The sequence below is a fragment of the Bradyrhizobium sp. USDA 3650 genome (genome assembly GCF_054057395.1).
In genome coordinates, this window is record NZ_JBSRZG010000001.1 from 3,433,928 (window position 1) to 3,456,452 (window position 22,525).

Here is a 22,525-nt window from a genome sequence, read left to right on the forward strand (position 1 = left end):
ATCCCGATCTATCAGTCCCTGCCGGGCATGATCTGGCCGGAAAACCGGCCTCCACTTTTCCGGATCATGCTGTAAGCAACTTTTACGGCCAAACCGGCGTTTGATTGCCTTGGCCTGTCGGAACCGAGATGCTATCCCAGCCGCGACCCCAGCGGCCGAAAGGCTCCTTCCGGCGCGGCCAAATCCAGCCACAAGCGCCTCATTTCAGACGGATTTTCAGACATGACGCAGGTCGATCACAACCGTATGGCCAATGCGATCCGCGGCCTTGCCATGGACGGCGTCGAGAAGGCGAAATCGGGTCATCCGGGCCTGCCGATGGGCGCCGCCGACATGGCGACCGTGCTGTTCACGCAATTCCTGAAATTCGACGTCGCCGCGCTGGACTGGCCGGACCGGGACCGCTTCGTGCTCTCGGCCGGGCACGGCTCGATGCTGATCTATTCGCTGCTGTATCTGATCGGCAGTCCCGAGATGACGATCGACCAGCTCAAGGATTTTCGCCAGTTGGGATCGCTGACCCCCGGACATCCCGAGCATGGCCACACCAAGGGCATCGAGACCACCACCGGTCCGCTCGGCCAGGGCATTTCCACCGCCGTCGGCATGGCGCTCGCCGAGAAGATGCTCGCGGCCGAATTCGGCAAGAAGATCGTCGACCACCATACCTACGTGATCGCTTCCGACGGCGATTTGATGGAAGGCGTGTCGCAGGAAGCGATCGCGATGGCCGGGCACTGGAAGCTCAACAAGCTGATCGTGCTCTACGACGACAACGGCATCTCGATCGACGGCCCCACCTCGATCTCCGATTCCGTCGACCAGGTGAAGCGCTTCAAGGCGTGCGGCTGGGCCGCCGAAAAGATCGACGGCCACGACCAGGCCGCAATCGCTGCCGCGATCACGCGCGCGCAGAAATCAAACAAGCCGACGCTGATTGCGTGCCGCACCACCATCGGCTTCGGCGCCCCGCACAAGGCCGGTACCAACAAGGTCCACGGCGAAGCGCTCGGCGCCGACGAACTCAAGGCCGCCAAGGAAAATCTCGGCATTTCGCTGGAGCCGTTCTCGGTGCCCGACGACGTGCTGAAAGCCTGGCGCGCGGCCGGCAGCCGCGGCGCGGCGGCACGACAGGAATGGGAAGCAAGGCTCGGTGAACTCGGCAGCCGAAAGCGCGCCGAGTTCGAGCGTCGCCTCCGCCACGAGCGGCCGGCAGCGCTGGCAAAGGCGTTCAAAGGCTACAAGAAGGAGCTCTTGGAAAAGCCGATGAATGCGGCGACCCGCAAATCCTCCGAAGCCGTGATCGAAGTCATCGCCGGCGCGATGCCGATGGAATTTTTGGCGGGCTCGGCCGACCTCACCGGCTCCAACAACAACAAGGCGAAGTCGGCGACCGCGTTCTCGGCCAAGACGCCGAAGGGCCGCTTCATCCATTACGGCATCCGCGAGCACGGCATGTGCGCGGCGATGAACGGCATCTTCCTGCACGGCGGCTTTGCGCCGAACGGCGCGACATTCCTGGTGTTCACGGATTATGCGCGGCCCGCGATGCGGCTCGCCGCGTTGATGGGGACCGGGGTCGTTTATGTCATGACCCATGATTCCATCGGCCTCGGCGAAGACGGCCCGACCCACCAGCCGGTCGAGCATCTCTCGGCACTTCGCGCCATTCCCAACATGCGCGTGTTCCGCCCGTGCGATTCCATCGAGGTTGCCGAGTGCTGGGAGCTCGCGCTCAACCGCATCGACGGCCCGACGGTGCTGGCGCTGACCCGGCAGAACCTGCCACAGCTGCGCACCACCGCGCCGAACGAGAGCCCGTGCCGGTTCGGTGCCTACGAGCTGGTGGCCGCCCAGGGCGAAGCCAAGGCGACGCTGTTTGCTTCCGGCTCCGAAGTGGAGATGGCCGTGGCCGCCCAGAAGCAGCTCGCCGAGCGCGGCATTCCGACCCGGGTGGTTTCGGTTCCCTCGCTCGAGCTCCTGTTAGCGCAACCAAAGGAACGCCGCGACGAGATCATCGGCAACGCCCCGGTCAAGGTCGCGATCGAGGCCGCCGTGCGCTGGGGCTGGGACGCCGTGATCGGCCAGGATGGCGAATTTATCGGCATGCACTCCTTCGGCGCCAGCGCCCCTCTCAACAAGGTATTCCAGCACTTTGGCATTACCGCCGAGGCCGCGGTTAACGCCGTTCTGAAACGCGTTTCCTGAGAGTTGAGATTGCCAAAAAAAAGGACTACCTAACTCTCATATGATCAAGCCCCGCCCGGCCGAACCGGGCGTCCGCCCTAAAAAAACCCTCGCAGGCGCGCTAGCGCGTTGTGCGGGATGACAACGGTCATTGAAGGAGACGAAACATGGCAGTCCGCGTCGGAATCAACGGTTTTGGCCGCATCGGCCGCAACATCCTGCGGGCCATCGCCGAGTCCGGCCGCAAGGACATCGAGGTCGTCGGCATCAACGACCTCGGCCCGGTCGAGACCAACGCGCATCTGCTTCGCTTCGACAGCGTCCATGGCCGTTTCCCCGGCACCGTAACCGTCGATGGCGACACGATCAGCCTCGGCGGCAACAAGATCAAGGTGACCGCCGAGCGCGATCCCTCGAAGCTGCCCTGGAAGGATCTCGGCATCGACATCGCGATGGAATGCACCGGCATTTTCACTTCGAAGGACAAGGCCTCCGCGCATCTGACCGCCGGCGCCAAGCGCGTTCTCGTTTCTGCGCCCGCCGACGGCGCCGACGCCACCATCGTCTACGGCGTCAACCACGACACGCTGACCCGGGAACATCTGGTCGTCTCCAACGGCTCCTGCACCACCAACTGTCTCGCGCCGATCGCCAAGGTGCTGAACGACCTCGTCGGCATCGAGACCGGCTTCATGACCACGATCCACGCCTATACCGGCGACCAGCCGACGCTCGATACCATGCACAAGGATCTCTATCGCGGCCGCGCGGCTGCGATGTCGATGATCCCGACCTCGACCGGCGCCGCCAAGGCGATCGGCCTCGTGCTGCCGGAACTGAAGGGCAAGCTCGACGGCGTCGCGATCCGCGTGCCGACTCCGAACGTCTCGGTCGTCGACCTCAAGATCGTCGCCAAGCGCGCCACCGACGTCAAGGAAATCAACGCGGCGATGAAGCGCGCCTCCGAGCAGCAGCTCAAGGGCATCCTCGGCTACACCAGCGCGCCGAACGTCTCGATCGACTTCAACCACGACCCGCACTCCTCGACGTTCCACGAGGACCAGACCAAGGTGCAGAACGGCACGCTGGTGCGTGTGATGTCCTGGTACGACAACGAGTGGGGCTTCTCGAATCGCATGGCGGACACCGCCGTTGCGATGTCGAAGATGATCTAACCAAGACGCGTCACGGCACAGCCGGAGAACGCCATGACCTCGCAACTCGTCGCCCTCGCGCTCCTCTTGGCGTTGATGGGCGGCCTGTTGTTCCTGTTCTTGCGATCGGGCTCGAAGATCAAGCCCGATCCGGATCGGAAGATCGAGGACTGGCCCAACATTACCCAAGGCGGTTCAGGGGATCCCTCGTGACCAACAAATTCCGCACCCTCGACGACGTCGAAGTGAAGGGCAAGCGCGTGCTGCTGCGCGTCGATCTCAACGTGCCCATGGAGAACGGGCGCGTCAGCGACGCGACCCGGCTCGAGCGCGTCGCGCCGACCATCACCGAAATCTCGGACAAGGGCGGCAAGGTCATCCTGCTCGCGCATTTCGGCCGGCCGAAAGGGCGCGATGCCAAGGACTCGCTCAAGCCTGTTGCCGAGGCATTGTCGAAGGTCGTGAAGAAGCCCGTCGCGTTTGCCGACGACTGCATCGGCGAGCCCGCGGCCAAGGCCGTGGCGGCGCTGAACGACGGTGACATCCTCTGTCTGGAAAACACCCGCTTCCACAAAGAGGAAGAGAAGAACGATCCGGCCTTTGTCGCGGAGCTCGCAAAACTCGGCGACATCTGGGTCAATGACGCGTTCTCGGCCGCGCACCGCGCCCACGCCTCGACCGAAGGCCTCGGCCACAAGCTGCCCGCCTATGCCGGCCGCACCATGCAGGCCGAACTGGTCGCGCTGGAGAAGGCGCTGGGCTCACCGACCAAGCCCGTCATCGCGATCATCGGCGGCGCCAAGGTCTCGACCAAGATCGACCTGCTCGAAAACCTCGTGACCAAGGTCGACGCGCTCGTGATCGGCGGCGGCATGGCCAACACCTTCCTGCACGCCCAGGGCGTCGGCATCGGCAAGTCGCTGGCCGAGAAGGATCTCGCCGCGACCGCGCTGCGCATCATGGAAAAGGCGGAAGCCGCCAACTGCGCCATCATCCTGCCGGTCGACGCCACCGTCGCCTATCATTTCGCGGCCAACGCGCCGTCGCACGCCTATGGGCTGGACGCGATTCCGGCCGACGGCATGATCCTCGACGTCGGTCCGCAGTCGATCGCGCGTGTTCATGCCGCGATCGACGATGCGGCGACGCTGGTCTGGAACGGACCGCTCGGTGCGTTCGAGATGCAGCCGTTCGACCGCGGCACGATGTCCGCCGCCAAGCACGCCGCCGAGCGCACCAAGGCCAAGAAGCTGGTCTCGATCGCGGGCGGCGGCGACACCGTGGCGGCCCTCAACCAGGCCCATGTGGCCGGTCAGTTCACCTATGTCTCGACCGCCGGTGGCGCATTTCTTGAATGGATGGAAGGCAAGCCCCTGCCCGGCGTCGAAGTTCTGCGCATCAAGTAATCGGTCGGCAAGTCGTCAGCCGCCTTCAAGCAGTGGCCTTGCAGGCCCAAACGGGAGAAAAACACAGATGGCTCGGATCACGTTGCGTCAATTGCTCGACCATGCGGCGGAGAACGATTACGGCGTCCCGGCCTTCAACATCAACAACATGGAGCAGGCGCTGGCGATTATGGACGCGGCCAACCAGGTCGACGCGCCCGTCATCATCCAGGCCTCGCGCGGTGCGCGCTCCTACGCCAACGACATCATGCTCAAGCACATGATGGACGCGGTGACCGAGATCTATCCGCACATTCCGGTCTGCGTGCATCTCGACCACGGCAACGAGCCGGCGACCTGCATGACCGCGATCCAGACCGGCTTCACCTCGGTCATGATGGACGGCTCGCTCAAGGCTGACGGCAAGACCCCCGGCGATTGGGGCTACAATGTCGGGGTGACCAAGACCGTGACCGACATGGCCCATCTCGGCGGCATCTCGGTCGAGGGCGAGCTCGGCGTGCTCGGCTCGCTCGAGACCGGCATGGGCGACAAGGAAGACGGCCACGGCGCCGAGGGCAAGCTCAGCCACGACCAGCTCCTCACCAATCCGGACGAGGCCGTGAAGTTCGTCCAGGAGACCCAGGTCGACGCGCTCGCGATCGCGATGGGGACGTCGCACGGCGCCTACAAATTTACCCGCAAGCCCGACGGCGACATCCTCGCCATGAACGTGATCGAGGAGATCCACCGCAAGCTGCCGAACATGCATCTCGTCATGCACGGTTCCTCGTCGGTGCCGCAGGACCTCCAGGACATCATCAACGCCTATGGCGGCAAGATGAAGCCGACCTGGGGCGTGCCGGTGGCCGAGATCCAGCGCGGCATCAAGAACGGCGTGCGCAAGATCAACATCGACACCGACAACCGCATGGCGATGACCGGCCAGATCCGGAAAGTGCTCAAGGACAATCCGGAAGAGTTCGACCCGCGCAAGTACCTGAAGCCCGCAATGGAAGCGATGACCAAGCTGTGCAAGCAGCGGCTCCAGGAATTCAATACCGCAGGCCAAGCCTCCAAGATCAAGAAGGTGCTGACCACGGCCGAGATGGCCAAGCGCTACGCCAAGGGCGAGCTCGCCCCGAAGGTGGCGTGAAGCTGCTCTATCCTCCCCCTCTCCCTGCCCTTCGCGGGGAGAGGGTTGGGGTGAGGGGCTCTCTCCGCAGATGAGATGACTGCGGGACCTGTACCCCCTCACCCGGATCGCAAGGGCGATCCGACCTCTCCCAGCAAGCGGGGCGAGGTGAACAAGCCCTCCCCCCTTACCCTGCGACGAACGTTAACTCGGCATTTGCTCGAGAACGGTCTATTTTCGCCGGCAAGGGCAGAATCGTTTTGGGAGGACATCTCGATGAATCTGACTGAGCTCAACAGGATCGCGACCGCTCTGGTCGCGCCCGGCAAGGGCATCCTTGCCGCCGACGAATCCTCCGGCACCATCAAGAAGCGTTTCGACGCGATCGGCGTGGAATCGACCGAGGAGAACCGCCGCGACTATCGCGAGATGCTGTTCCGCTCGAAGGACGCGATGAACCAGCACATCTCCGGCGTCATCCTCTATGACGAGACGATCTGGCAGAACGCAAAGGATGGCACGCCCCTGGTCAAGCTGATCGAGAGTAGCGGCGCCATTCCCGGCATCAAGGTCGACGAGGGCACGCAACCCCTGCCGATGTGCCCGGGAGAGCTCGTCACCGTCGGGCTCGACAAGCTCGCCGAGCGCTTGAAGAAATATTACGAGCGCGGCGCGCGCTTCGCCAAATGGCGCGCGGTGATCGACATCGGCAGCGGTATTCCCTCGATGACCGCGATCAGCGTCAACGCCCACGCACTGGCGCGTTATGCAGCGCTGTGCCAGGCCGCGCAGATCGTGCCGATCGTCGAGCCCGAAGTGCTGATGGACGGCGATCACGACATCGATCGCTGCTATGAGGTGACGAGCCGTGTGCTCAACAAGACGTTCCAGGAATTGCGCGTGCAGCGCGTCGCGCTCGAGGGCATGGTGCTGAAGCCGAACATGGCCATCTCCGGCAAGAAATCCGCCAAGCAGGCTTCCGTCGAGGAGGTCGCGGAGAAGACGATACGGCTGCTTAGGGCGTGCGTGCCCGCGGCGGTGCCCGGCATCGCGTTCCTCTCCGGCGGTCAGTCGGATGAAGAGGCAACGGCGCATCTCAACGCCATGCACAAGCTCGGCCCGCTGCCTTGGGGCCTGACTTTCTCCTATGGTCGCGCCCTCCAGGCCGCGCCGCAGAAGGCATGGTCGGGCAAGGCCGAGAACGTCGCAGCCGGACAAAACGCATTCAGTCATCGCGCGCGCATGAATGGCCTCGCCTCCAAAGGCGAATGGCAAAGCAGCCTGGAACAGAAAGCAGCCTAGATCTTGTCGAACAAATCTCCTCCGCCGCGCCCGGCGCCGCGCCTTTATCTCGCGACGCCCGTCGTCGATGATCCCGCTTCGCTTCTGGCCGAGCTGCCCGGCCTGCTCGCCGCCGCCGACGTCGCGGCCGTGCTGTTGCGGCTGAAGGTGACCGATCAGCGCACCATGATCTCCCGGATCAAGGCACTCGCGCCGCCGGTTCAGAAAGCGGGCGCCGCGCTGCTCGTCGACGGCCATCCTGAGCTCGTCGCACGCGGCGGCGCCGACGGCGCGCACCTGCCCGGCATTGCCGCGCTGAAAGAGGCGCTGCCATCGCTGAAGCCCGATCGCATCGCCGGCGTCGGCGGGCTGACGACGCGGCACCATTCGATGGATGCGGGCGAGATCGGCGCGGATTACGTGCTGTTCGGCGAGCCCGACGCAAAGGGCCAGCGGCCGTCGTCGCAGGCGATTGCCGAGCGGCTGGACTGGTGGGCCGAGCTGTTCGAGCCGCCCTGCGTCGGCTTTGCCATCTCGCTGGAGGAGGCCCACGAATTCGCCGCCAGCGGCGCCGATTTCGTGCTGGTGGGCGACTTCATCTGGACCGATCCGCGCGGACCCAAGGCGGCGCTGATCGAGGCCGACGCTGCGATCAAGAAGGCTCATGCGAGCGCGCTTGCAGAACAGGAGCACGGCTAGCGCCCGTCATGAAGCTCCCGCGCATCACCATCCTGGCCACGCTGCTGCTCACAGTGCCCGCGGCCGCGCAGCTCCAGATCACGCCGCCCGTGGCAACGCCGAACCCTTCGGCCGAGAAAAGCAAGGACAAGCCGAAGGCCACGCCGCACACCATCACCAAGAAGAAGGAAGCGGCGCCGGCATCCAAACCTTCAGCCTCCCCCAAGCCTTCAGCGTCCTCAAAGCCTGCTCCGGCGGCGACCGTGATCCCGGCGCCGCCGGCCGACAATCCCAACGTCGATCTGGTGTTCGGCGCCTATCAGCGCGGTCAATACAAGACCGCCTTCGAACTCGCCACCGCTCGTGCCGAGACCGGCGATGCCAAGGCGATGACCATGCTGGGTGAGCTCTATTCCAACGCCATGGGCATCCGGCGCGACTACGCCAAGGCGCTGCAATGGTACAAGCGCGCCTCCGACGCCGGCGACCGCGAGGCGATGTTCGCGCTCGCCATGCTCAGGATGTCCGGCCGCGGCGGCCCGGTCGACAAGAACGAGGCGGTCAAGCTGATGGCGTCCGCCGCCAAGCTCGGCGAGCCCAAGGCGGCCTATAACCTCGCGCTGCTCTATCTCGACGGCCAGACCCTGCCGCAGGACGTCAAGCGCTCCGCCGAGCTGCTGCGCCAGGCGGCTGATGCCGGCCTGCCGGAGGCGCAATACGCGCTCGCGACCTTCTACAAGGAAGGCACCGGCGTGCCGAAGGATTTGGAACGGGCGGTGCGTCTGCTCCAGGTCGCCACGCTGACCGACAATGTCGATGCCGAGGTCGAATACGCCATCGCGCTCTTCAACGGCACCGGCACGCCGAAGAACCAGCCGGCGGCCGTCGCCCTGCTCCGCAAGGCGTCTCGCCAGGGCAGCGCGATCGCGCAGAACCGGCTGGCCTGGGTGCTGATCAACGGCATGGGCACGGCCGTGGACAAGGTCGAGGGCTTCAAATGGCATCTGGTGGCCAAGACCGCCGGCAAGGGCGATCCGGAGCTGGACAAGCAATTTTCCGATCTGCCGGCCGAGGACCGGGCCAAGGCCGAGGCTGCCGCCAGGAAATGGCTCGGGACCAAATGACTTGACCTTAGGCCCCTCGCAGGGCACCCCATCCCTCAAACACGCGCGATTTCGCGCCATTTCCCCCGATCAAGACCGGAAGCTCATGCTGTATTCCGCAACTATCAACGTCATGGTCAAGGCCGCGCGTCGCGCCGGCCGCAGCCTCAAGCGCGATCTCGGTGAGATCGAGCATCTCCAGGTCTCGCTGAAGGGACCGGCGAATTTCGTCTCGCTGGCCGACAAGCGCGCCGAGGAGATCCTCTATCAGGACCTCGCCAAGGCGCGGCCCGGCTACGGCTTCATCGGCGAGGAAGGCGGCACGCGCGAGGGCTCCGACAAGAGCCACACCTGGATCGTCGATCCGCTCGACGGCACCACCAACTTCCTGCACGGCATCCCGCAATTCGCGATCTCGATCGGGCTGTCGCGCGAAGGCACGATCATCGCCGGCGTGATCTACAATCCCGCCAATGACGAGCTCTACATCGCCGAGCGCGGCAAGGGCGCCTTCCTCAACGACCAGCGCCTGCGCGTGGCCGGCCGCCGCCAGCTCAACGAATGCGTGGTGGCCTGCGGCCTGCCCCATATCGGCCGCGGCGACCACGAGGAATTCCGCCGCGAGATGACCGCGATGCAGGAGCGCGTCGCCGGCCTGCGCCGCTTCGGCGCCGCCTCGCTCGATCTGGCCTTCGTCGCCGCCGGCCGCCTCGACGGCTACTGGGAACGCAATTTGCAATCCTGGGACGTCGCCGCCGGCATAATCATGCTGCGCGAAGCGGGCGGCACGGTCACCGACATCGACACGCCGGGCGACGCCCTGGTGACGGGCAATGTCGTGTGCGGGAATGAGTTCGTGCACGGGGAATTGGTGAAGATTCTGCGGAAGCCGGCGTAACAGCACGACGGCTCGATTTACGACGTTCACGAATCGTCGTCCTCGTCCTCATCATCTTCCTCGTCGCGATATTCACCGCCGATGGTCAGGCCCTCGATGGCCGTGGCGCCTTTCGACTTGATCACCCGGCGGAGCGGGACCGAACTCTCGCTTCGCAGTGCGTCCATCAACTGTTCGGAATGGGTGACGATCCAGATGTCGGCGCGGCGTGATGCCTTGGCGATGAGCCGGGCCAGCGGCGCCAGCAACGACGGATGCAGGCTGGTCTCGGGTTCGTTCAGCGCGATGAACGGCGGCAGCCGGTAGCCCATGAACACCGCGAGCAGGCAAATGTATTTCAGTGTCCCGTCGGATAGTTCATGAGCCCTGAACGGCCGCGGCATATCCGGCAATTGCAGATCGAATTCACACCTGCCGTTTTCTTCCCATGCGCGGAGTTCGGCGCCCGGGAATGCATCCTGGATTGCGTCCTGCAGGTCGTTGGCGTCCTCCCGAATGACATAGAGGGTCGCCAGGGTGGCAGCCAGATCGATGCCATCGGCGCTGAGCGAGGGCGTTGCGATCGCGAGACAAGGCTTTCGTATCGGCGACGCGGGATCAGTGCGAAAATCATGATAGAATCGCCAGCCGAGCATCGCATTTCTGATCAGGTCGATTTCCGGGCACTGCTTGCCATCGGAAAAAGCCGCAAGCGCGGTCTCTGACGGCAGCACCGCATCCTTGTGAGCGATCCAGGCGCCGCTCTCGCCGCGGACGCTGATGAGCGAATTGACCCGCTCCATCAGCTTGACCGTGCGTTTGCCGCGCGTCGTTTCGATCGTTTCGGCCTTGATCATCGGCTCGCCGGAAAACGCGGCCTGAAGCGGGCTCGGAAACCCGAGCTCGATGAAATAGCTCATGCTGTCGAATGTGGCCGACAGCCGCAGCCGCCCGTCTTCGCCTTTTTTGCGAATGCCGGACCAGCAGACCGAATTCAATCCGCCTTCATCGGCGATCGTGCGGGTGATTTGACCGGTCGCCGCGTCGCGCAACAGCGACAAGGACTTGTAGAGATTGGATTTGCCGACGCCATTTTCGCCGACAAACACCGATAGGGGGTGGATGGGTATGGAGAGCCGCCGAATGGAGCGATAGTTCGAGATCGCAATGTCGGTCGGACGCATGACTGCTCTCGGCGGGTGCCTGTGTATTCGCGGCGCGGTGCGAATTGGTTGTTTCAATCCAGGGATGCAGTCTGGATTGAGGCCTCCGGGAAATCAAGCCGACCGATCGGGCGTTCAATGGCCGACTCTCACCAGCGCAAACCCGACCGTCATCATCCGCGAAGGCGGATGATCCAGTATTCCAGAGACGTCTGTTGGGTACGGAAAGGCCGCGGCGTACTGGATGCCCCGCCCCCCGTGCGCAATTGCGCACTAGGCGGGGCATGACACCTCACCTTACAGCTTGGCCGGCGCGGGCGGCCCGTACATCTCGCCCTTCGCCACCTTCTCCCGATCTCCGCCCAGCACGCGCTGCACCGAGACGAAGAACACCGGCACCATCAGCAGCGCCAAAATCACCACCGCGATCATGCCGCCCATCACGATGCTGCCGAGTGCCTGCTGGCTGGCGCCGCCGGCGCCGTGTGCAATGGCCATCGGCAGCACGCCGCAGATGAAGGCGAGGCCGGTCATCAGGATCGGGCGGAAGCGCAGGCGGCAGGCCTCGATGGTGGCGTCCACCAGCGGCTTGCCCTCTTTGCGCAGATCCTTGGCGAACTCGATGATCAAAATCGCGTCCTTGGCCGCAAGGCCGATGATGGTGATCAGGCCGACGGTGAAATAGACGTCGTTGGGCAGGCCGCGCAGCATTGCAGCGACCACGGCGCCGACGATGCCGAGCGGCACGGTGAGCAGCACCGCCAGCGGAATGGTCCAGCTCTCGTAAAGCGCGGCCAGGCACAGGAACACCACGAATACCGAGAGTCCGAGCAGGAACGGCGCCTGCGAACCCGACAGCTTCTCCTGCAGCGACTGCCCGGTCCATTCATAGCCGAAGCCGCGCGGCAGCTTGCCGGCGAGCCGTTCCATCTCGGCGATGGCATCGCCGGAGGTGAAGCCGGGTTTCGCCTCACCCGAGATGCGCACCGCCGGATAATAGTTGAAGCCGGTGATCTGCGTCGGGCCGCGCGCCCATTCCACGGTGGCAAAGGAAGAGAACGGCACCAGCTGGCCGCGGCTGTTCTTGACGTTGTAGTTGAGGATGTCCTCGGTCCGCATGCGGTCGCGGGCATCGGCCTGCACCACGACGCGCTGCATGCGGCCGCGGTTCGGGAAGTCGTTGATGTAGTTCGAGCCGAGATTGGTCGAAATGGTGTTGTTGATGTCCTCGAAGGTGACGCCGAAGGCGCCGGCCTTTTCGCGGTCGATCACGAGATTGACCACGCCGGCCTCGGGCAGGCCTTCGACATAGACCTTCTGAAGCACAGCGCTCGCATTGGCCTCCGCGATCAACTGATCGGCGGCGCGCATCAAGGCCGGATAGCCCTTCTGGCCGCGGTCCTGGAGCCGGAACGAGAAGCCCGAGGAGTTGCCGAGATTGTCGATCGGCGGCGGCTGCAGCGCGGAGATCTTGGCGTCGCGGATCGAGGACGACAAATCGCGGTTGATGTCGGTGACGATCGCCGCTGCCGAATCCTTCGGCCCGCGCTCCGACCAGTCCTTCAGGGTGATGAAGGCCTGCGCGGTGTTCATGCCCTGACCGGAGAAGCTGAAGCCGGTGAGGAAGGTGACGTTGTCGACGCCCGGGCGCTGCGCCAGGTATTTTTCCACTTTCTCGATCACCGCCTCGGTCCGGCCATAGGACGAATCCGACGGCGTCTGCACGTCGGTGGTGACGAAACCCTGGTCGTCGACGGGCAGGAAGCCGCCGGGCAGATTGACGAAGGCCCAGGACAGGCCGGCGAGCAGCGCAACATAGACCAGCATCAAGCGGCCGGTGCGCTTCAGCGAGAAGCCGACGGTGCGGGAATAGCCCTCCTTGCTGCCGTCGAGGATGCGGTTGAACCAGCCGAACACGCCCTTCTTGGCGTGACCGTGGCCGGCCGCGACGGGCTTGAGCAGCGTCGCACACAGCGCCGGCGTCAGCGACAGCGCCAGGAAGGCGGAGAAGCCGATCGCGGCGACCATGGTCACGGAGAACTGGCGGTAGATGATGCCGACCGAGCCCGGGAAGAACGCCATCGGCACGAACACCGCCATCAAGACCAGCGTGATGCCGATGATGGCGCCGGTGATCTGCGACATCGCTTTCCGCGTCGCTTCCTTCGGCGGCAGCCCCTCCTCGGCCATGATGCGCTCGACGTTCTCGACCACAACGATGGCATCGTCGACGAGGATGCCGACCGCGAGCACCATGCCGAACATCGAGAGCATGTTGATGGAGTAGCCGGCGAGCAGCAGCGTGGTACAGGCGCCCAAGAGCGCCACCGGCACCACGATGGTCGGAATGATGGTGTAGCGGATGTTCTGCAGAAACAGGAACATCACCACGAACACCAGCACGATGGCTTCGACCAGCGTCGACAACACCTTCTTGATCGAGGCCTCGACCACGGGCGTGATGTTGTAGGGAATCTCGTAGCCGATATTGGCCGGGAAGAAGCGGGACAGCTCCTTCATCTTCTCTTCGACGGCGCTCGCGGTCGCCAGCGCATTGCCGGTCGGCGACATCAGCACGGAAAGGCCGGCGGTCGGCTTGCCGTCGAGACGGGTGTTGAACTGGTAGCTGAGGCCGCCGACCTCGATGCGCGCGACGTCGCGCAGCCGCACGGTCGAGCCGTCGGCATTGGCGCGCAGGATGATGGTGCCGAATTCGTCCGGGGACGAGAGCTGGCCCTTGACCAGCACCAGCGCGGAGGTGCGCTGGGTCGAGGTCGACGGCTCTGCGCCGATGCTGCCCGATGCGACCTGCGCATTCTGCGCGGCAATGGCCTTGTTGACGTCGTCGGCGGTCAGGCCATAGCCGACCAGCTTTGCGGGATCGACCCAGACGCGCAGGCTGCGCTCGGTCGAATACAGCGTGGCGCGGCCGACGCCGGGGATGCGGCGGATTTCGCCGAGCACGTTGCGGATCATGAAGTCGCCGAGCCCGACCTCGTCGAGGCTGCCGTCGGTCGAGTTCAGCGTGATGATCTGGAGCACCGCGCTGGAGGCTTCCTCGATCAGGATGCCCTGCTGGATCACGGCGCGCGGCAGCCGCGCCTCGACGCGCTTGATGCGGTTCTGCACCTCGACCGAGGCGGCGCTGGTATCGGTGCCCGGCACGAAATTGGCGATGATCTCGACCTGGCCGAGCGAGTCGCTGGTCGATTCGAAATTGAGGATGCCGGAGGCGCCGTTGAGCTCCTCCTCGATCAGCCGCGTGACGCTGTTGTAGAGGTTTTCGGGCGAGGCGCCGGGATAGCTGGTCGAGATCGAGATCGAGGGCGGCGCGATGATCGGATATTGCGCGATCGGCAACAGCGGAATCGAAATTGCGCCGACCAGACAGATGAACAGCGCGACAACCCAGGCGAAGATCGGCCTGTCGATGAAGAAGCTCGCCATTACCGCTTTAACCTCGTTGTTTCACTGGTCCCTCATGGTGAGGAGCGCGGAACGCGCGTCTCGAACCATGAAGGCCCGGCTCTCGCCCGTGGCCATCCTTCGAGACGCCCGCTTTGCGGGCTCCTCAGGATGAGGGATCAAGACAGTCGGGACGCCCGAACGTTACCGCATCAGCTTCTGGGCGTGCCGGTTGTCGGCGGTCGCATCCGCTTCCGACCAGGATTGCGGCTTGACCTTGTCGCCGGCGGCGAACTTCTGGAAGCCTTCGACCACGACCTTGTCGCCGGCCTTCAGGCCCTCGGTGACGAACCAGATTCCGTCCTGCACCGAGCCGGTGCGCACCGGCTGCACCGCGATGTGGTTGTCGTCCTTGACGACGAACACCTCGCTGCCGCCGCCGCCATTGCGCTGGATCGCCTGCTGCGGCACGGCGATCGCGTCGCTATCGAGGCCCTGGTCGATGCGGACGCGGACATACATGCCCGGCAGCAATTCGCGCTTGGGATTGCGGAACTCACCGCGCAAGGTCACCTGACCGGTATTGGCGTCCACCTTGGCATCCGAAAACAGCAACTTGCCGTCGAGCGAGTAGAGGGTGTTGTCGTCGAGCACGAGATGCACCTTGGCGGCATCGGGCGCGATGCGCTCAAGGTCGCCGCTCTCGAAGGCGCGGCGGAGCTGGTTGAGCTCGTTCACCGACTGGGTGAAGTCCGCATAGATCGGATCGAGCTGCTGAATGGTGGCCAGATTGGTCTCGTTCTGGACCGCGAGCGCGCCCTCGCTGACCAGGGCCGCACCGACGACGCCGTCGATCGGCGCCCGCACGGTGGCGTAGTCGAGATTGAGCTTGGCGCGCGCGAGGTCGGCCTTGCGACCCTCGACCTCTGCGTGAGCCTGACGCTCGGCCGCGATCGCCTTCTCGTTTTCGGCTTCGGGCGCGGCGCGCTGGGCTGTGAGCGTGGCGATGCGGCGGGCCTGCTGCTGGGACTGCATCAGCGCGGCCTCGGCCTTGGCGACCGCGGCGTCGTTGGCCATCACCTCGACCTCGAACGGACGGGGATCGATCCGGTACAGCGGATCGCCGGCCTTGACCTCGCTGCCCTGTCGGAACAGGCGCTCGACCACGATGCCGGAGACGCGCGGCCGCACATCGGAGACGCGTGTCGGCGCAATGCGGCCCGGCAGCTCGCGCACCACGGCGCGCGGTTGCGGCTTGACGATGACGATGCTGACGTCGGGGTCGTTGGGCTGGGCGGCTGAAATGGCGGAGCTGGATTCGTCGCAGCCTGCCAACAGCGGCGTAAAGGCCGCGAGCATCATTGCAACGCATGCCGATCGCGCGCGAAGTCCTGACATGAAGTTAAGTGCCCCGATATTGTTGAAAACTGATCACGCGCCGCGGGACCCTGTTCTGGGTGATTCCGCGCAGCCGATGCCGCCAAAATAGAGGGGACTTGCTGCGACGCAACGCACGTTGCGGGCGGCTCAATGTCACACGGTTTAAGCTGCTGGGTTCACGACATTTTTTGCGCCTCACCCGATTGTGAGTCCGGTTCCATCACCGCGTGCTGCGACGGAACATCGCAATTACCCCGCCGCCTTCATGCGGTAGTGGCTAACGCCCCACTCGGTTCCGTCGGCGTAGCCGAACAGGCCCGAGGTCGCGAGAAAGAACCAGCGCCAGCGTCGCATCCGCAGGGCGGTCTCCTCGCCATGGATGTTGCGCAAGGCCGCTTCGAGCGCATCGCGATGCGTGTCGAAATTGGCGAGCCAGTCGTTGGCGGTGCGCTGATAATGCGTGCCGCTCCAGCACCATTCTTTCTCGACCGTGAAGATATCGTCGAATTGCCTGACGAGGTGATGGCTGGGCATCAGCCCGCCCGTTGAGACGCGCTGCGCGATCCAGTCGTCGCGATCGGCCCGGTCGAACAGGTGAGAGCCGGAGCGATGGGCGACGATGTGCATGAAGAACCGCCCCTCGGGCGCGAGCCATGACCGCAGGCGCGTCATCAGCTTGCGCCAGTTCATCACGCGCTCGAACATCTCGACCGACACGATGCGGTCGAATTGGCCGTCGGGCGCGAACACGTTGATGTCCGCGGTGACCACGCGCAGATTAAGAAGACCGCGCAGCCGCGCCTCTTCCTCGATATGGGCGCGCTGCGCCTGCGAGCTCGACACCGCCGTGACCTTGGCGTGCGGAAACTGCCGCGCCATCCACAGCGACAGCGAGCCCCAGCCGCAGCCGAGCTCGAGGATGGCCTGGCCATCGGCGAGAGCGGCATGCTCGGCGGCCTGGCGCAACGCCTCCTCCTCGGCCTCTTGCAAGGTGGTCGCGTCGGTCTTGTAGAAGCAGCAGGAATATTTGCGGTTGGGACCGAGCACTTTCGCAAAGAACGAAGCGGGCGCCCCGTCGCGCCCGGCATCCGCGTCCTCGGCGATCGGCCGCAGCATCATCCGCCCGGCGAAGGCGGCATCGTCCGGCCCGCCCAGCGCGGACAGGCGCGTCACCGTGCGCGAGCACAGGCGCTGGATCGCCGCGCGGATCACGACATCAGGCAAAGGCACCCGTTCGGCAGTCCCGATGATTGCGGACACGACGCTCATGCGACGACTCCGTCTTGGGCGCCAGATCTTGGGCGGCAGGGGGAAAAGTGCGACTTGAACCTGTGGAATGCGGACGATTTGGAAAGTACGTCCTTACCAAAGCCCGGTTTCAGCTTTGGGTTCCCCAGCTCTCCCCGAAATCGGCGCATCCGGCGCTTTTTTTGGGCTGGCGCTGTGCCATAGTGCGCCCCGCAAGCAAGTTAACGGATGATACCGGCCATGCCGCCAGGCGCCTCGCCCCGCTCCTCCCTCGACATCGAATACACCAAGCTATCCTCGCCCAGCGTCTTCCTGGTGCGGATGCTGGTCTTCCTGGTGCTCTGCGCCCTGGTGGGGGTGGTGCTCTACAAGCAGATCATCCAGGCCTTCTTCGCCAATCCCGGGCTCAATGCCCTGATCGGCGGCGTGCTGTTCATCGGCATCATCCTGGCCTTCCGCCAGGTGATCCGGCTCTACCCTGAAGTCTCCTGGGTCAACAATTTCCGCATCGCCGATCCCGGCCTTGCGCCCGCCCGCCACCCCAAGCTGCTGGCGCCGATGGCGATGATCCTCGGCGGCGAGCGCACCGGGCGGATGTCGATCACCCAGACCACCATGCGGCACCTGCTCGATTCGATCGCGACCCGCCTCGACGAGGCCCGCGACATCTCCCGCTACATGACCGGCCTGCTGGTCTTCCTCGGCCTGCTCGGCACCTTCTGGGGCCTGATCGAGACGGTCGGCTCGGTCGGCAAGGTGATCGACGGGCTCAAGGTCGGGGGCGATTCCGGCGCCCTGTTCGACACGCTGAAGGAGGGGCTGGCCGCCCCGCTCGGCGGCATGGGCATCTCGTTCTCGAGCTCGCTGTTCGGCCTCGCCGGCTCGCTAATCCTGGGCTTTCTCGACCTGCAATCGAGCCAGGCGCAGAACCGTTTCTACACGGACCTCGAAGACTGGCTTGCCACCACCGTGCGCGAATATGGCAGCGGCGAGGTGGCTGTCGCCGCCAGCGGTGGCGGCGGCATTGCCAGCGGCGAGCTTCAGGCCGTTGTCGAGCGCTTGCGCACCGTGCTCGAGGAAGGCAGCGGCAGCCGTGGCACCTCCGCGGCGATGGCGAGCCTCGCCGAGGCCATCCAGGCGCTGGTCTCGCATATGCGGACCGAGCAGCAGATGATCCGTGAATGGGCCGACGGCCAGGGCGAGCAGAACCGCGAGATCCGGCGCCTGCTGGAGCGCATCGCGCGTCAGCCCGAGAAGGGCTAGCGACATGGCACTGGCGCGCGGCCGCCGCGGCGATACCTCCTTCAACTACTGGCCCGGGTTCGTCGACGCGCTGTCGACGCTGGTGCTGTCGATCGTGTTCCTGCTGTCGGTGTTCCTGGTGGTGCAGTTCTTCCTGTCGCAGGAGGTCACCGGCAAGGACAAGGCGCTGGAGCTGCTCAACGCCAAGATCGCGCAGCTCAACGAATTGCTGTCGCTGGAGAAGCTCGGCAAGCTCACGCTCGACGACCAGGTCTCGTCGCTGAAAGCCGGCCTCGCTTCGGCCGAGAGCGAGCGCGACCGCATCAAGGGCCTCTATGACGGGCTCGCCGCCGCCGGCAACGACGCGCAGGGCAAGACCTCCGAGCTCGGCAAGGCACTGGACTCCGAGAAAGCGGTTTCGGCCCGCGCGCTGGCGCAGATCGAGGTGCTGAACCAGCAGATCAGCGCGCTGCGGCGGCAATTGGCGGCGCTGGAAGAAGCGCTCGACGTCTCCGAGAAGCGCGACAAGGAATCGCAAAATCGCATTGCCGATCTGGGCTCTCGCCTGAATGTCGCCCTGGCGCAGCGCGTGCAGGAATTGTCGCGCTACCGCTCGGAATTCTTCGGCCGCCTGCGCGCCATCCTCGGCAACCGCCCCGACATCCGCATCGTCGGTGACCGCTTCGTGTTCCAGTCCGAAGTGTTCTTCGACACCGGACAGGCGGTGCTGCTGCCCGAAGGCCGCGCCGAGCTCGACACGCTCGCGGCCGCGCTGATCGACCTCGACAAGAAGATCCCGAACGAGATCCCCTGGGTGCTGCGCGTCGACGGCCACACCGACGTGCGCCCGGTCAACGGGCCGAACTTCAAGTCGAACTGGGACCTCTCGGCCGCCCGTTCGATCTCGGTGGTGCAATATCTGATCTCGCTCGGCGTGCCGGCCCAGCGCCTCGTCGCCGCCGGCTTTGGCGAATTCCAGCCGCTCGACACCGCCAACACCGAGGAAGCCTATAAGCGCAACCGCCGTATCGAGCTGAAGCTGACGGAGCGGTAGTGAGCGCCGCTCTCCTCCTCCGTCCCTACCTTCCAGAGGACGAGGCCGCCTCGATCGACCTGTGGCATCGCACCTGGCAGCAGGCCTATCCGCAGATCGACTTCGCCGCGCGGCTTGACTGGTGGCGCGAGCGCTGGCGCAAGGATCTGGTGCCGAAGGCCTCGATCGTGGTGGCGGAACAGGACGGCGTACTCACCGGCTTCGTCACCATCGACGGCGACGGCTATCTCGACCAGCTCGTGGTCGATCCCGCGCATTGGGGGTCGGACGCGGCGCGGCTGCTGGTGGATGAGGCCAAGCGCCTGTCGCCTGCGGGCGTGACGCTGCTCGTCAACAAGGACAACAGCCGCGCCATCCGCTTCTACGAGCGCAGCGGTTTCGCGCATGCCGGCGACGAGGTGAACCCGACTTCGGGCCGGCCCGTGCTGAAGATGATGTGGCAACCTTAGATTCTGGCGACCTTGATTCTGGCGGGCGTGACCCCCGTCACGTCGGGATCCCGGGACGTCGGCTAGTCGTTGTGCCGAAAGATGCGCCGGCAAGCGGATGGAGATGACCAATGAAACTGAGCGATCTGGCCAAGGGATCTTCGGTCCTGCTCGGCGTCATCGTCGCCGGCTATGTCTCGACGAGCTATGTCGACCAGCGCCTCGCCACGCCGGTCAAGACGACGAGTGCTCCGACGAACGGCCTTGGGCCATCGGCCTGCGTTGAAGAGGACGGGAGCTGGAAAAACTGGCCGTGGCCGAACGTGCCGGCGCTGTCGCCGAAGTGTCGATGAGCGGCGCTGTCGCGCAACTCGCCGCGAGGCGCTCTCGGCTCAAGCGGAGTTCAAGATCGAACTGCCAGAATTCGGCCTGGCGGATCGCGCGGTGGCTGTCTTCGCGAAGCCGGATCGACGCATCGATCGCGCGCTGCGCCCGCTCCAGGAGTTCGCGGGTTTCCTTGCTGAATGGCTGGGCCATGAGGCGCACTCCCGTTGAGGCGGGAGCACAAATCATCTCTCAGGCACCGACGCCTACGGACGAGCCTTTGGCCGGCGATACCTGATTAGGCGCCACATCCGGGGGAACTGCAAGGTCCATCCACTCGGCTCAGGGGCGGTGCTGCCCTATCCGAAATTCCGGAAGCCAGCGATTGCGCGCGCATCTGTGGCGGAACTAACCTCTTCAAATCGTCAAGACGCTCGATCTGAGGCCTAGTTCATTCGTTCTGGTCGAGAATCTCTCGCACCCTCAGTGCAAGCTTCGCTTGGGAAATCGGCTTCTCCAACAGATTGACGCCTTCATCAAGCCTTCCCTGGTGCACGACGGCATTACGCGAATACCCGGTCATGTACAGGATTTTCAGCTCCGGTCGAATTTGGTGCGCGCGCCTGCCAAGTTCGCGACCATTGATCCCCGGCATGACCACGTCGGTGAGAAGAAGATCCACCTTCGACTCGTCCTGCAGGAGAATGGTCAGGGCCGCTTGGGCGCTGCGGGCCGAGAGGACACGGTAGTTGAGATCACGAAGGACGTCAGAAATATAGACGCGCAGATCTTCATCATCCTCGACCACGAGAATGGTCTCGAATATCTCACCCTCGGCGAGCTCCTCAGGTGCCACTTCCTCATGTCGGACACTGCCGGTGAAGCGCGGGAAATACAGCTTGATCGTCGTGCCTTGCCCCACCTCGGTATAGATTTTTGCGTGGCCTCCGGATTGTTTGACGAAGCCATAGACCTGACTTAGCCCAAGCCCGGTGCCGTGGCCCGGCTCCTTCGTGGTGAAGAAGGGCTCAAACGCGTGATTGAGAACGTCCCGCGACATTCCGACGCCTGTGTCAGTCACGCAGATAGCGACGTACTGACCGGGCGCCAATTCCGGATTGAGACGGCAGTAATCCTCGTCGGCGGCGATGTTGGCAGCTTCCAGAGTCAGCTTTCCACCGTCAGGCATGGCGTCGCGAGCGTTGATTGCCAGGTTGACGATGGCCGACTCCAGATGATTGGCATCGGCTTCAATTTGCCACAGACCCGCACTTCCGACCGTTTGGACTTCGATGCTCTCCCCCAGCGTACGCTGGAGGAATTCCTGCAGACCATTGACGTAGTTGTTCACGTTGATCGGCTTGGGATCGAGCGCCTGTCGTCGCGAAAATGCCAACAAGCGACTGGTCAACGCCGCGGCTCTCTGCGCGCCTCGTTTCGCGTTTGCGAGCGCCCGGTTCAGATTGGCTCCGGGCGCCTTGGCGTGCCGCTCAGCTGTTTCGAGATTGCCAAGGACGATCATCAGCAGATTGTTGAAGTCGTGCGCGATTCCGCCGCTGAGTTGCCCCACCGCTTCCAGCTTTTGGGATGCGGCGAGTTGCTCCTGAACGTGTTTGAGTTCGTCCTCGGCGCGCTTCCGGTCCGTAACGTCGCGCGTGACCTTGGCAAACCCGACGATGTTGCCGGCCTCGTCCGTAATACGATCGATGATGACCGACGCCCAAAAGCGGGAGCCATCTTTTCGCAGGCGCCACCCTTCCGCTTCAAATCGCCCATGCTCCGCCGCCTCTAAAAGCGCACGCTTGGGCACACCGAGTTCGATGTCCTCGGGCGTGTAAAAAGCGCTGAAATGCCGGCCAATGATCTCCGGCGGCGCGTAACCCTTGATTCGCTCCGCACCGGGATTCCAGGTTGTCACGTTGCCGAGCGGATCGAGCTGAAAGATCGCGTAATCGACCACCGCCTCGATCAGCTGACGGTAGCGCCGCTCGCTGTGGAGAAGCTCTTCATGGGCTTGCTGACGCTCGGTTACGTCTCGCGTGACCTTGGCGAAGCCGATCAGCTCACCAGCCTCGTTGCGGACGGCATCGATGATGACCGATGCCCAGAAACGGCTTCCGTCCTTGCGGACTCTCCATCCCTCGGCGCTGAAGCGGCCTGCTTGCGCTGCGACGCTCAAGGCGCGCTCCGGGAGCCCTTTGGTGCGATCGTCGGGCGTATAGAAGGACGCGAACGACTTGCCGATGATTTCGTCCGGCGTGTAGCCCTTCAGCCGCTGCGCGCCGGAGTTCCAGCTGCGGACGGTGCCGTCTATGTCGATCATGTAAATGGCGTAATCAACGATCGCATCGATGAGCAGTTGAAGTCGGGCGGTATCGTCGATCCCGTCAAGTTTTGACTGAGGGGTCTGCAAATGGCCGGCTCCGATGAGGGGGGACAACATACAACTGCAAAGTCACTACATCGTTCCGCGCTCTGGCT

At 64.4% G+C, this 22,525-nt stretch carries 18 protein-coding genes; 13 read left to right on the plus strand and 5 right to left on the minus strand.

Annotation, left to right across the window (positions count from 1 at the left end):
* Positions 1-222 precede the first annotated feature (222 nt).
* The 9 genes from tkt to ACVIN2_RS16005 all read left to right on the plus strand — a co-directional run bounded on the left by tkt (position 223) and on the right by ACVIN2_RS16005 (position 9,821).
* On the plus strand, positions 223-2,208 hold the full coding sequence (gene tkt, locus ACVIN2_RS15965; protein ID WP_456766269.1) for a transketolase: 1,986 nt from the start codon (positions 223-225) through the stop codon (positions 2,206-2,208).
* 146 nt (positions 2,209-2,354) lie between these two features.
* Positions 2,355-3,362 (plus strand): type I glyceraldehyde-3-phosphate dehydrogenase, encoded by a 1,008-nt coding sequence (gene gap / locus ACVIN2_RS15970; protein ID WP_456766270.1) that lies wholly within the window; start codon positions 2,355-2,357, stop codon positions 3,360-3,362.
* A 33-nt stretch (positions 3,363-3,395) separates the two neighbouring features.
* Positions 3,396-3,554: a hypothetical protein gene (locus tag ACVIN2_RS15975; protein WP_247406375.1), complete on the plus strand. Its 159-nt coding sequence runs from the start codon at positions 3,396-3,398 to the stop codon at positions 3,552-3,554.
* Positions 3,551-4,747 carry a phosphoglycerate kinase gene (locus ACVIN2_RS15980; protein WP_456766271.1) on the plus strand — a complete coding sequence of 399 codons (1,197 nt, stop codon included), beginning with the start codon at positions 3,551-3,553 and terminating at the stop codon, positions 4,745-4,747. The genes ACVIN2_RS15975 and ACVIN2_RS15980 overlap by 4 nt, the downstream gene beginning before the upstream one ends.
* A 67-nt stretch (positions 4,748-4,814) precedes the next feature.
* A complete protein-coding gene (fba, locus tag ACVIN2_RS15985) occupies positions 4,815-5,882 on the plus strand; it encodes a class II fructose-bisphosphate aldolase (RefSeq protein WP_456766272.1) in 1,068 nt (355 codons plus the stop codon).
* A 255-nt stretch (positions 5,883-6,137) separates the two neighbouring features.
* Positions 6,138-7,163, plus strand: a complete 1,026-nt coding sequence (locus ACVIN2_RS15990) for a class I fructose-bisphosphate aldolase (protein WP_456766273.1) — start codon at positions 6,138-6,140, stop codon at positions 7,161-7,163.
* A gap of 3 nt (positions 7,164-7,166) precedes the next feature.
* The gene (locus ACVIN2_RS15995; protein ID WP_456766274.1) at positions 7,167-7,841 is read left to right on the plus strand and encodes a thiamine phosphate synthase; all 675 of its coding nucleotides are present in this window, start codon (positions 7,167-7,169) and stop codon (positions 7,839-7,841) included.
* A gap of 8 nt (positions 7,842-7,849) precedes the next feature.
* Entirely contained in the window at positions 7,850-8,944 is a 1,095-nt protein-coding gene (locus ACVIN2_RS16000) for a tetratricopeptide repeat protein (protein ID WP_456766275.1), read from the plus strand.
* 85 nt (positions 8,945-9,029) lie between these two features.
* Entirely contained in the window at positions 9,030-9,821 is a 792-nt protein-coding gene (locus tag ACVIN2_RS16005; RefSeq protein WP_456766276.1) for an inositol monophosphatase family protein, read from the plus strand.
* A gap of 26 nt (positions 9,822-9,847) precedes the next feature.
* Here ACVIN2_RS16005 and ACVIN2_RS16010 read toward each other — a convergent pair whose 3' ends face one another.
* The 4 genes from ACVIN2_RS16010 to ACVIN2_RS16025 form a co-directional block, all read right to left on the minus strand.
* Positions 9,848-10,984 (minus strand): AAA family ATPase, encoded by a 1,137-nt coding sequence (locus ACVIN2_RS16010; protein WP_456766277.1) that lies wholly within the window; start codon positions 10,982-10,984, stop codon positions 9,848-9,850.
* A gap of 276 nt (positions 10,985-11,260) precedes the next feature.
* A complete protein-coding gene (locus ACVIN2_RS16015) occupies positions 11,261-14,410 on the minus strand; it encodes a multidrug efflux RND transporter permease subunit (RefSeq protein ID WP_456766278.1) in 3,150 nt (1,049 codons plus the stop codon).
* A 162-nt stretch (positions 14,411-14,572) separates the two neighbouring features.
* Complete coding sequence (locus tag ACVIN2_RS16020) at positions 14,573-15,766, minus strand: efflux RND transporter periplasmic adaptor subunit (protein WP_456766279.1); 1,194 nt, start codon at positions 15,764-15,766, stop codon at positions 14,573-14,575.
* Positions 15,767-15,997: 231 nt separating this feature from the next.
* Positions 15,998-17,017 (minus strand): SAM-dependent methyltransferase, encoded by a 1,020-nt coding sequence (locus tag ACVIN2_RS16025; protein WP_456766280.1) that lies wholly within the window; start codon positions 17,015-17,017, stop codon positions 15,998-16,000.
* 219 nt (positions 17,018-17,236) lie between these two features.
* On the opposite strand from ACVIN2_RS16025, the gene ACVIN2_RS16030 reads away from it, so the two are divergent.
* The 4 genes from ACVIN2_RS16030 (at position 17,237) to ACVIN2_RS16045 (ending at position 20,073) form a co-directional block, all read left to right on the plus strand.
* Positions 17,237-18,259, plus strand: coding sequence for a flagellar motor protein MotA (locus ACVIN2_RS16030; RefSeq protein WP_456766281.1), 1,023 nt, complete (start codon positions 17,237-17,239; stop codon positions 18,257-18,259).
* A gap of 4 nt (positions 18,260-18,263) precedes the next feature.
* Positions 18,264-19,292 (plus strand): peptidoglycan -binding protein, encoded by a 1,029-nt coding sequence (locus ACVIN2_RS16035; protein ID WP_456766282.1) that lies wholly within the window; start codon positions 18,264-18,266, stop codon positions 19,290-19,292.
* A complete protein-coding gene (locus tag ACVIN2_RS16040; protein ID WP_456766283.1) occupies positions 19,292-19,741 on the plus strand; it encodes a GNAT family N-acetyltransferase in 450 nt (149 codons plus the stop codon). The genes ACVIN2_RS16035 and ACVIN2_RS16040 overlap by 1 nt, the downstream gene beginning before the upstream one ends.
* Positions 19,742-19,851: 110 nt before the next feature.
* Positions 19,852-20,073: a hypothetical protein gene (locus ACVIN2_RS16045; RefSeq protein ID WP_456766284.1), complete on the plus strand. Its 222-nt coding sequence runs from the start codon at positions 19,852-19,854 to the stop codon at positions 20,071-20,073.
* Positions 20,074-20,495: 422 nt separating this feature from the next.
* Here ACVIN2_RS16045 and ACVIN2_RS16050 read toward each other — a convergent pair whose 3' ends face one another.
* The gene (locus ACVIN2_RS16050; RefSeq protein ID WP_456766285.1) at positions 20,496-22,487 is read right to left on the minus strand and encodes a PAS domain S-box protein; all 1,992 of its coding nucleotides are present in this window, start codon (positions 22,485-22,487) and stop codon (positions 20,496-20,498) included.
* Between the last annotated feature and the right edge of the window lie 38 nt (positions 22,488-22,525).

Bases quoted from the DNA above. Each gene is read 5' to 3' on its own strand.
- ACVIN2_RS16015 (WP_456766278.1), bottom strand. From the start codon at position 14,410: ATGGCGAGCTTCTTCATCGACAGGCCGATCTTCGCCTGGGTTGTCGCG.
- ACVIN2_RS15975 (WP_247406375.1), top strand. From the start codon at position 3,396: ATGACCTCGCAACTCGTCGCCCTCGCGCTCCTCTTGGCGTTGATGGGC.
- ACVIN2_RS16050 (WP_456766285.1), bottom strand. From the start codon at position 22,487: ATGTTGTCCCCCCTCATCGGAGCCGGCCATTTGCAGACCCCTCAGTCA.
- ACVIN2_RS16010 (WP_456766277.1), bottom strand. From the start codon at position 10,984: ATGCGTCCGACCGACATTGCGATCTCGAACTATCGCTCCATTCGGCGG.
- fba (WP_456766272.1), top strand. From the start codon at position 4,815: ATGGCTCGGATCACGTTGCGTCAATTGCTCGACCATGCGGCGGAGAAC.
- ACVIN2_RS16020 (WP_456766279.1), bottom strand. From the start codon at position 15,766: ATGTCAGGACTTCGCGCGCGATCGGCATGCGTTGCAATGATGCTCGCG.
- tkt (WP_456766269.1), top strand. From the start codon at position 223: ATGACGCAGGTCGATCACAACCGTATGGCCAATGCGATCCGCGGCCTT.
- ACVIN2_RS16005 (WP_456766276.1), top strand. From the start codon at position 9,030: ATGCTGTATTCCGCAACTATCAACGTCATGGTCAAGGCCGCGCGTCGC.
- ACVIN2_RS16035 (WP_456766282.1), top strand. From the start codon at position 18,264: ATGGCACTGGCGCGCGGCCGCCGCGGCGATACCTCCTTCAACTACTGG.
- ACVIN2_RS16000 (WP_456766275.1), top strand. From the start codon at position 7,850: ATGAAGCTCCCGCGCATCACCATCCTGGCCACGCTGCTGCTCACAGTG.
- ACVIN2_RS16045 (WP_456766284.1), top strand. From the start codon at position 19,852: ATGAAACTGAGCGATCTGGCCAAGGGATCTTCGGTCCTGCTCGGCGTC.
- ACVIN2_RS16030 (WP_456766281.1), top strand. From the start codon at position 17,237: ATGCCGCCAGGCGCCTCGCCCCGCTCCTCCCTCGACATCGAATACACC.
- ACVIN2_RS16025 (WP_456766280.1), bottom strand. From the start codon at position 17,017: ATGAGCGTCGTGTCCGCAATCATCGGGACTGCCGAACGGGTGCCTTTG.
- gap (WP_456766270.1), top strand. From the start codon at position 2,355: ATGGCAGTCCGCGTCGGAATCAACGGTTTTGGCCGCATCGGCCGCAAC.
- ACVIN2_RS15990 (WP_456766273.1), top strand. From the start codon at position 6,138: ATGAATCTGACTGAGCTCAACAGGATCGCGACCGCTCTGGTCGCGCCC.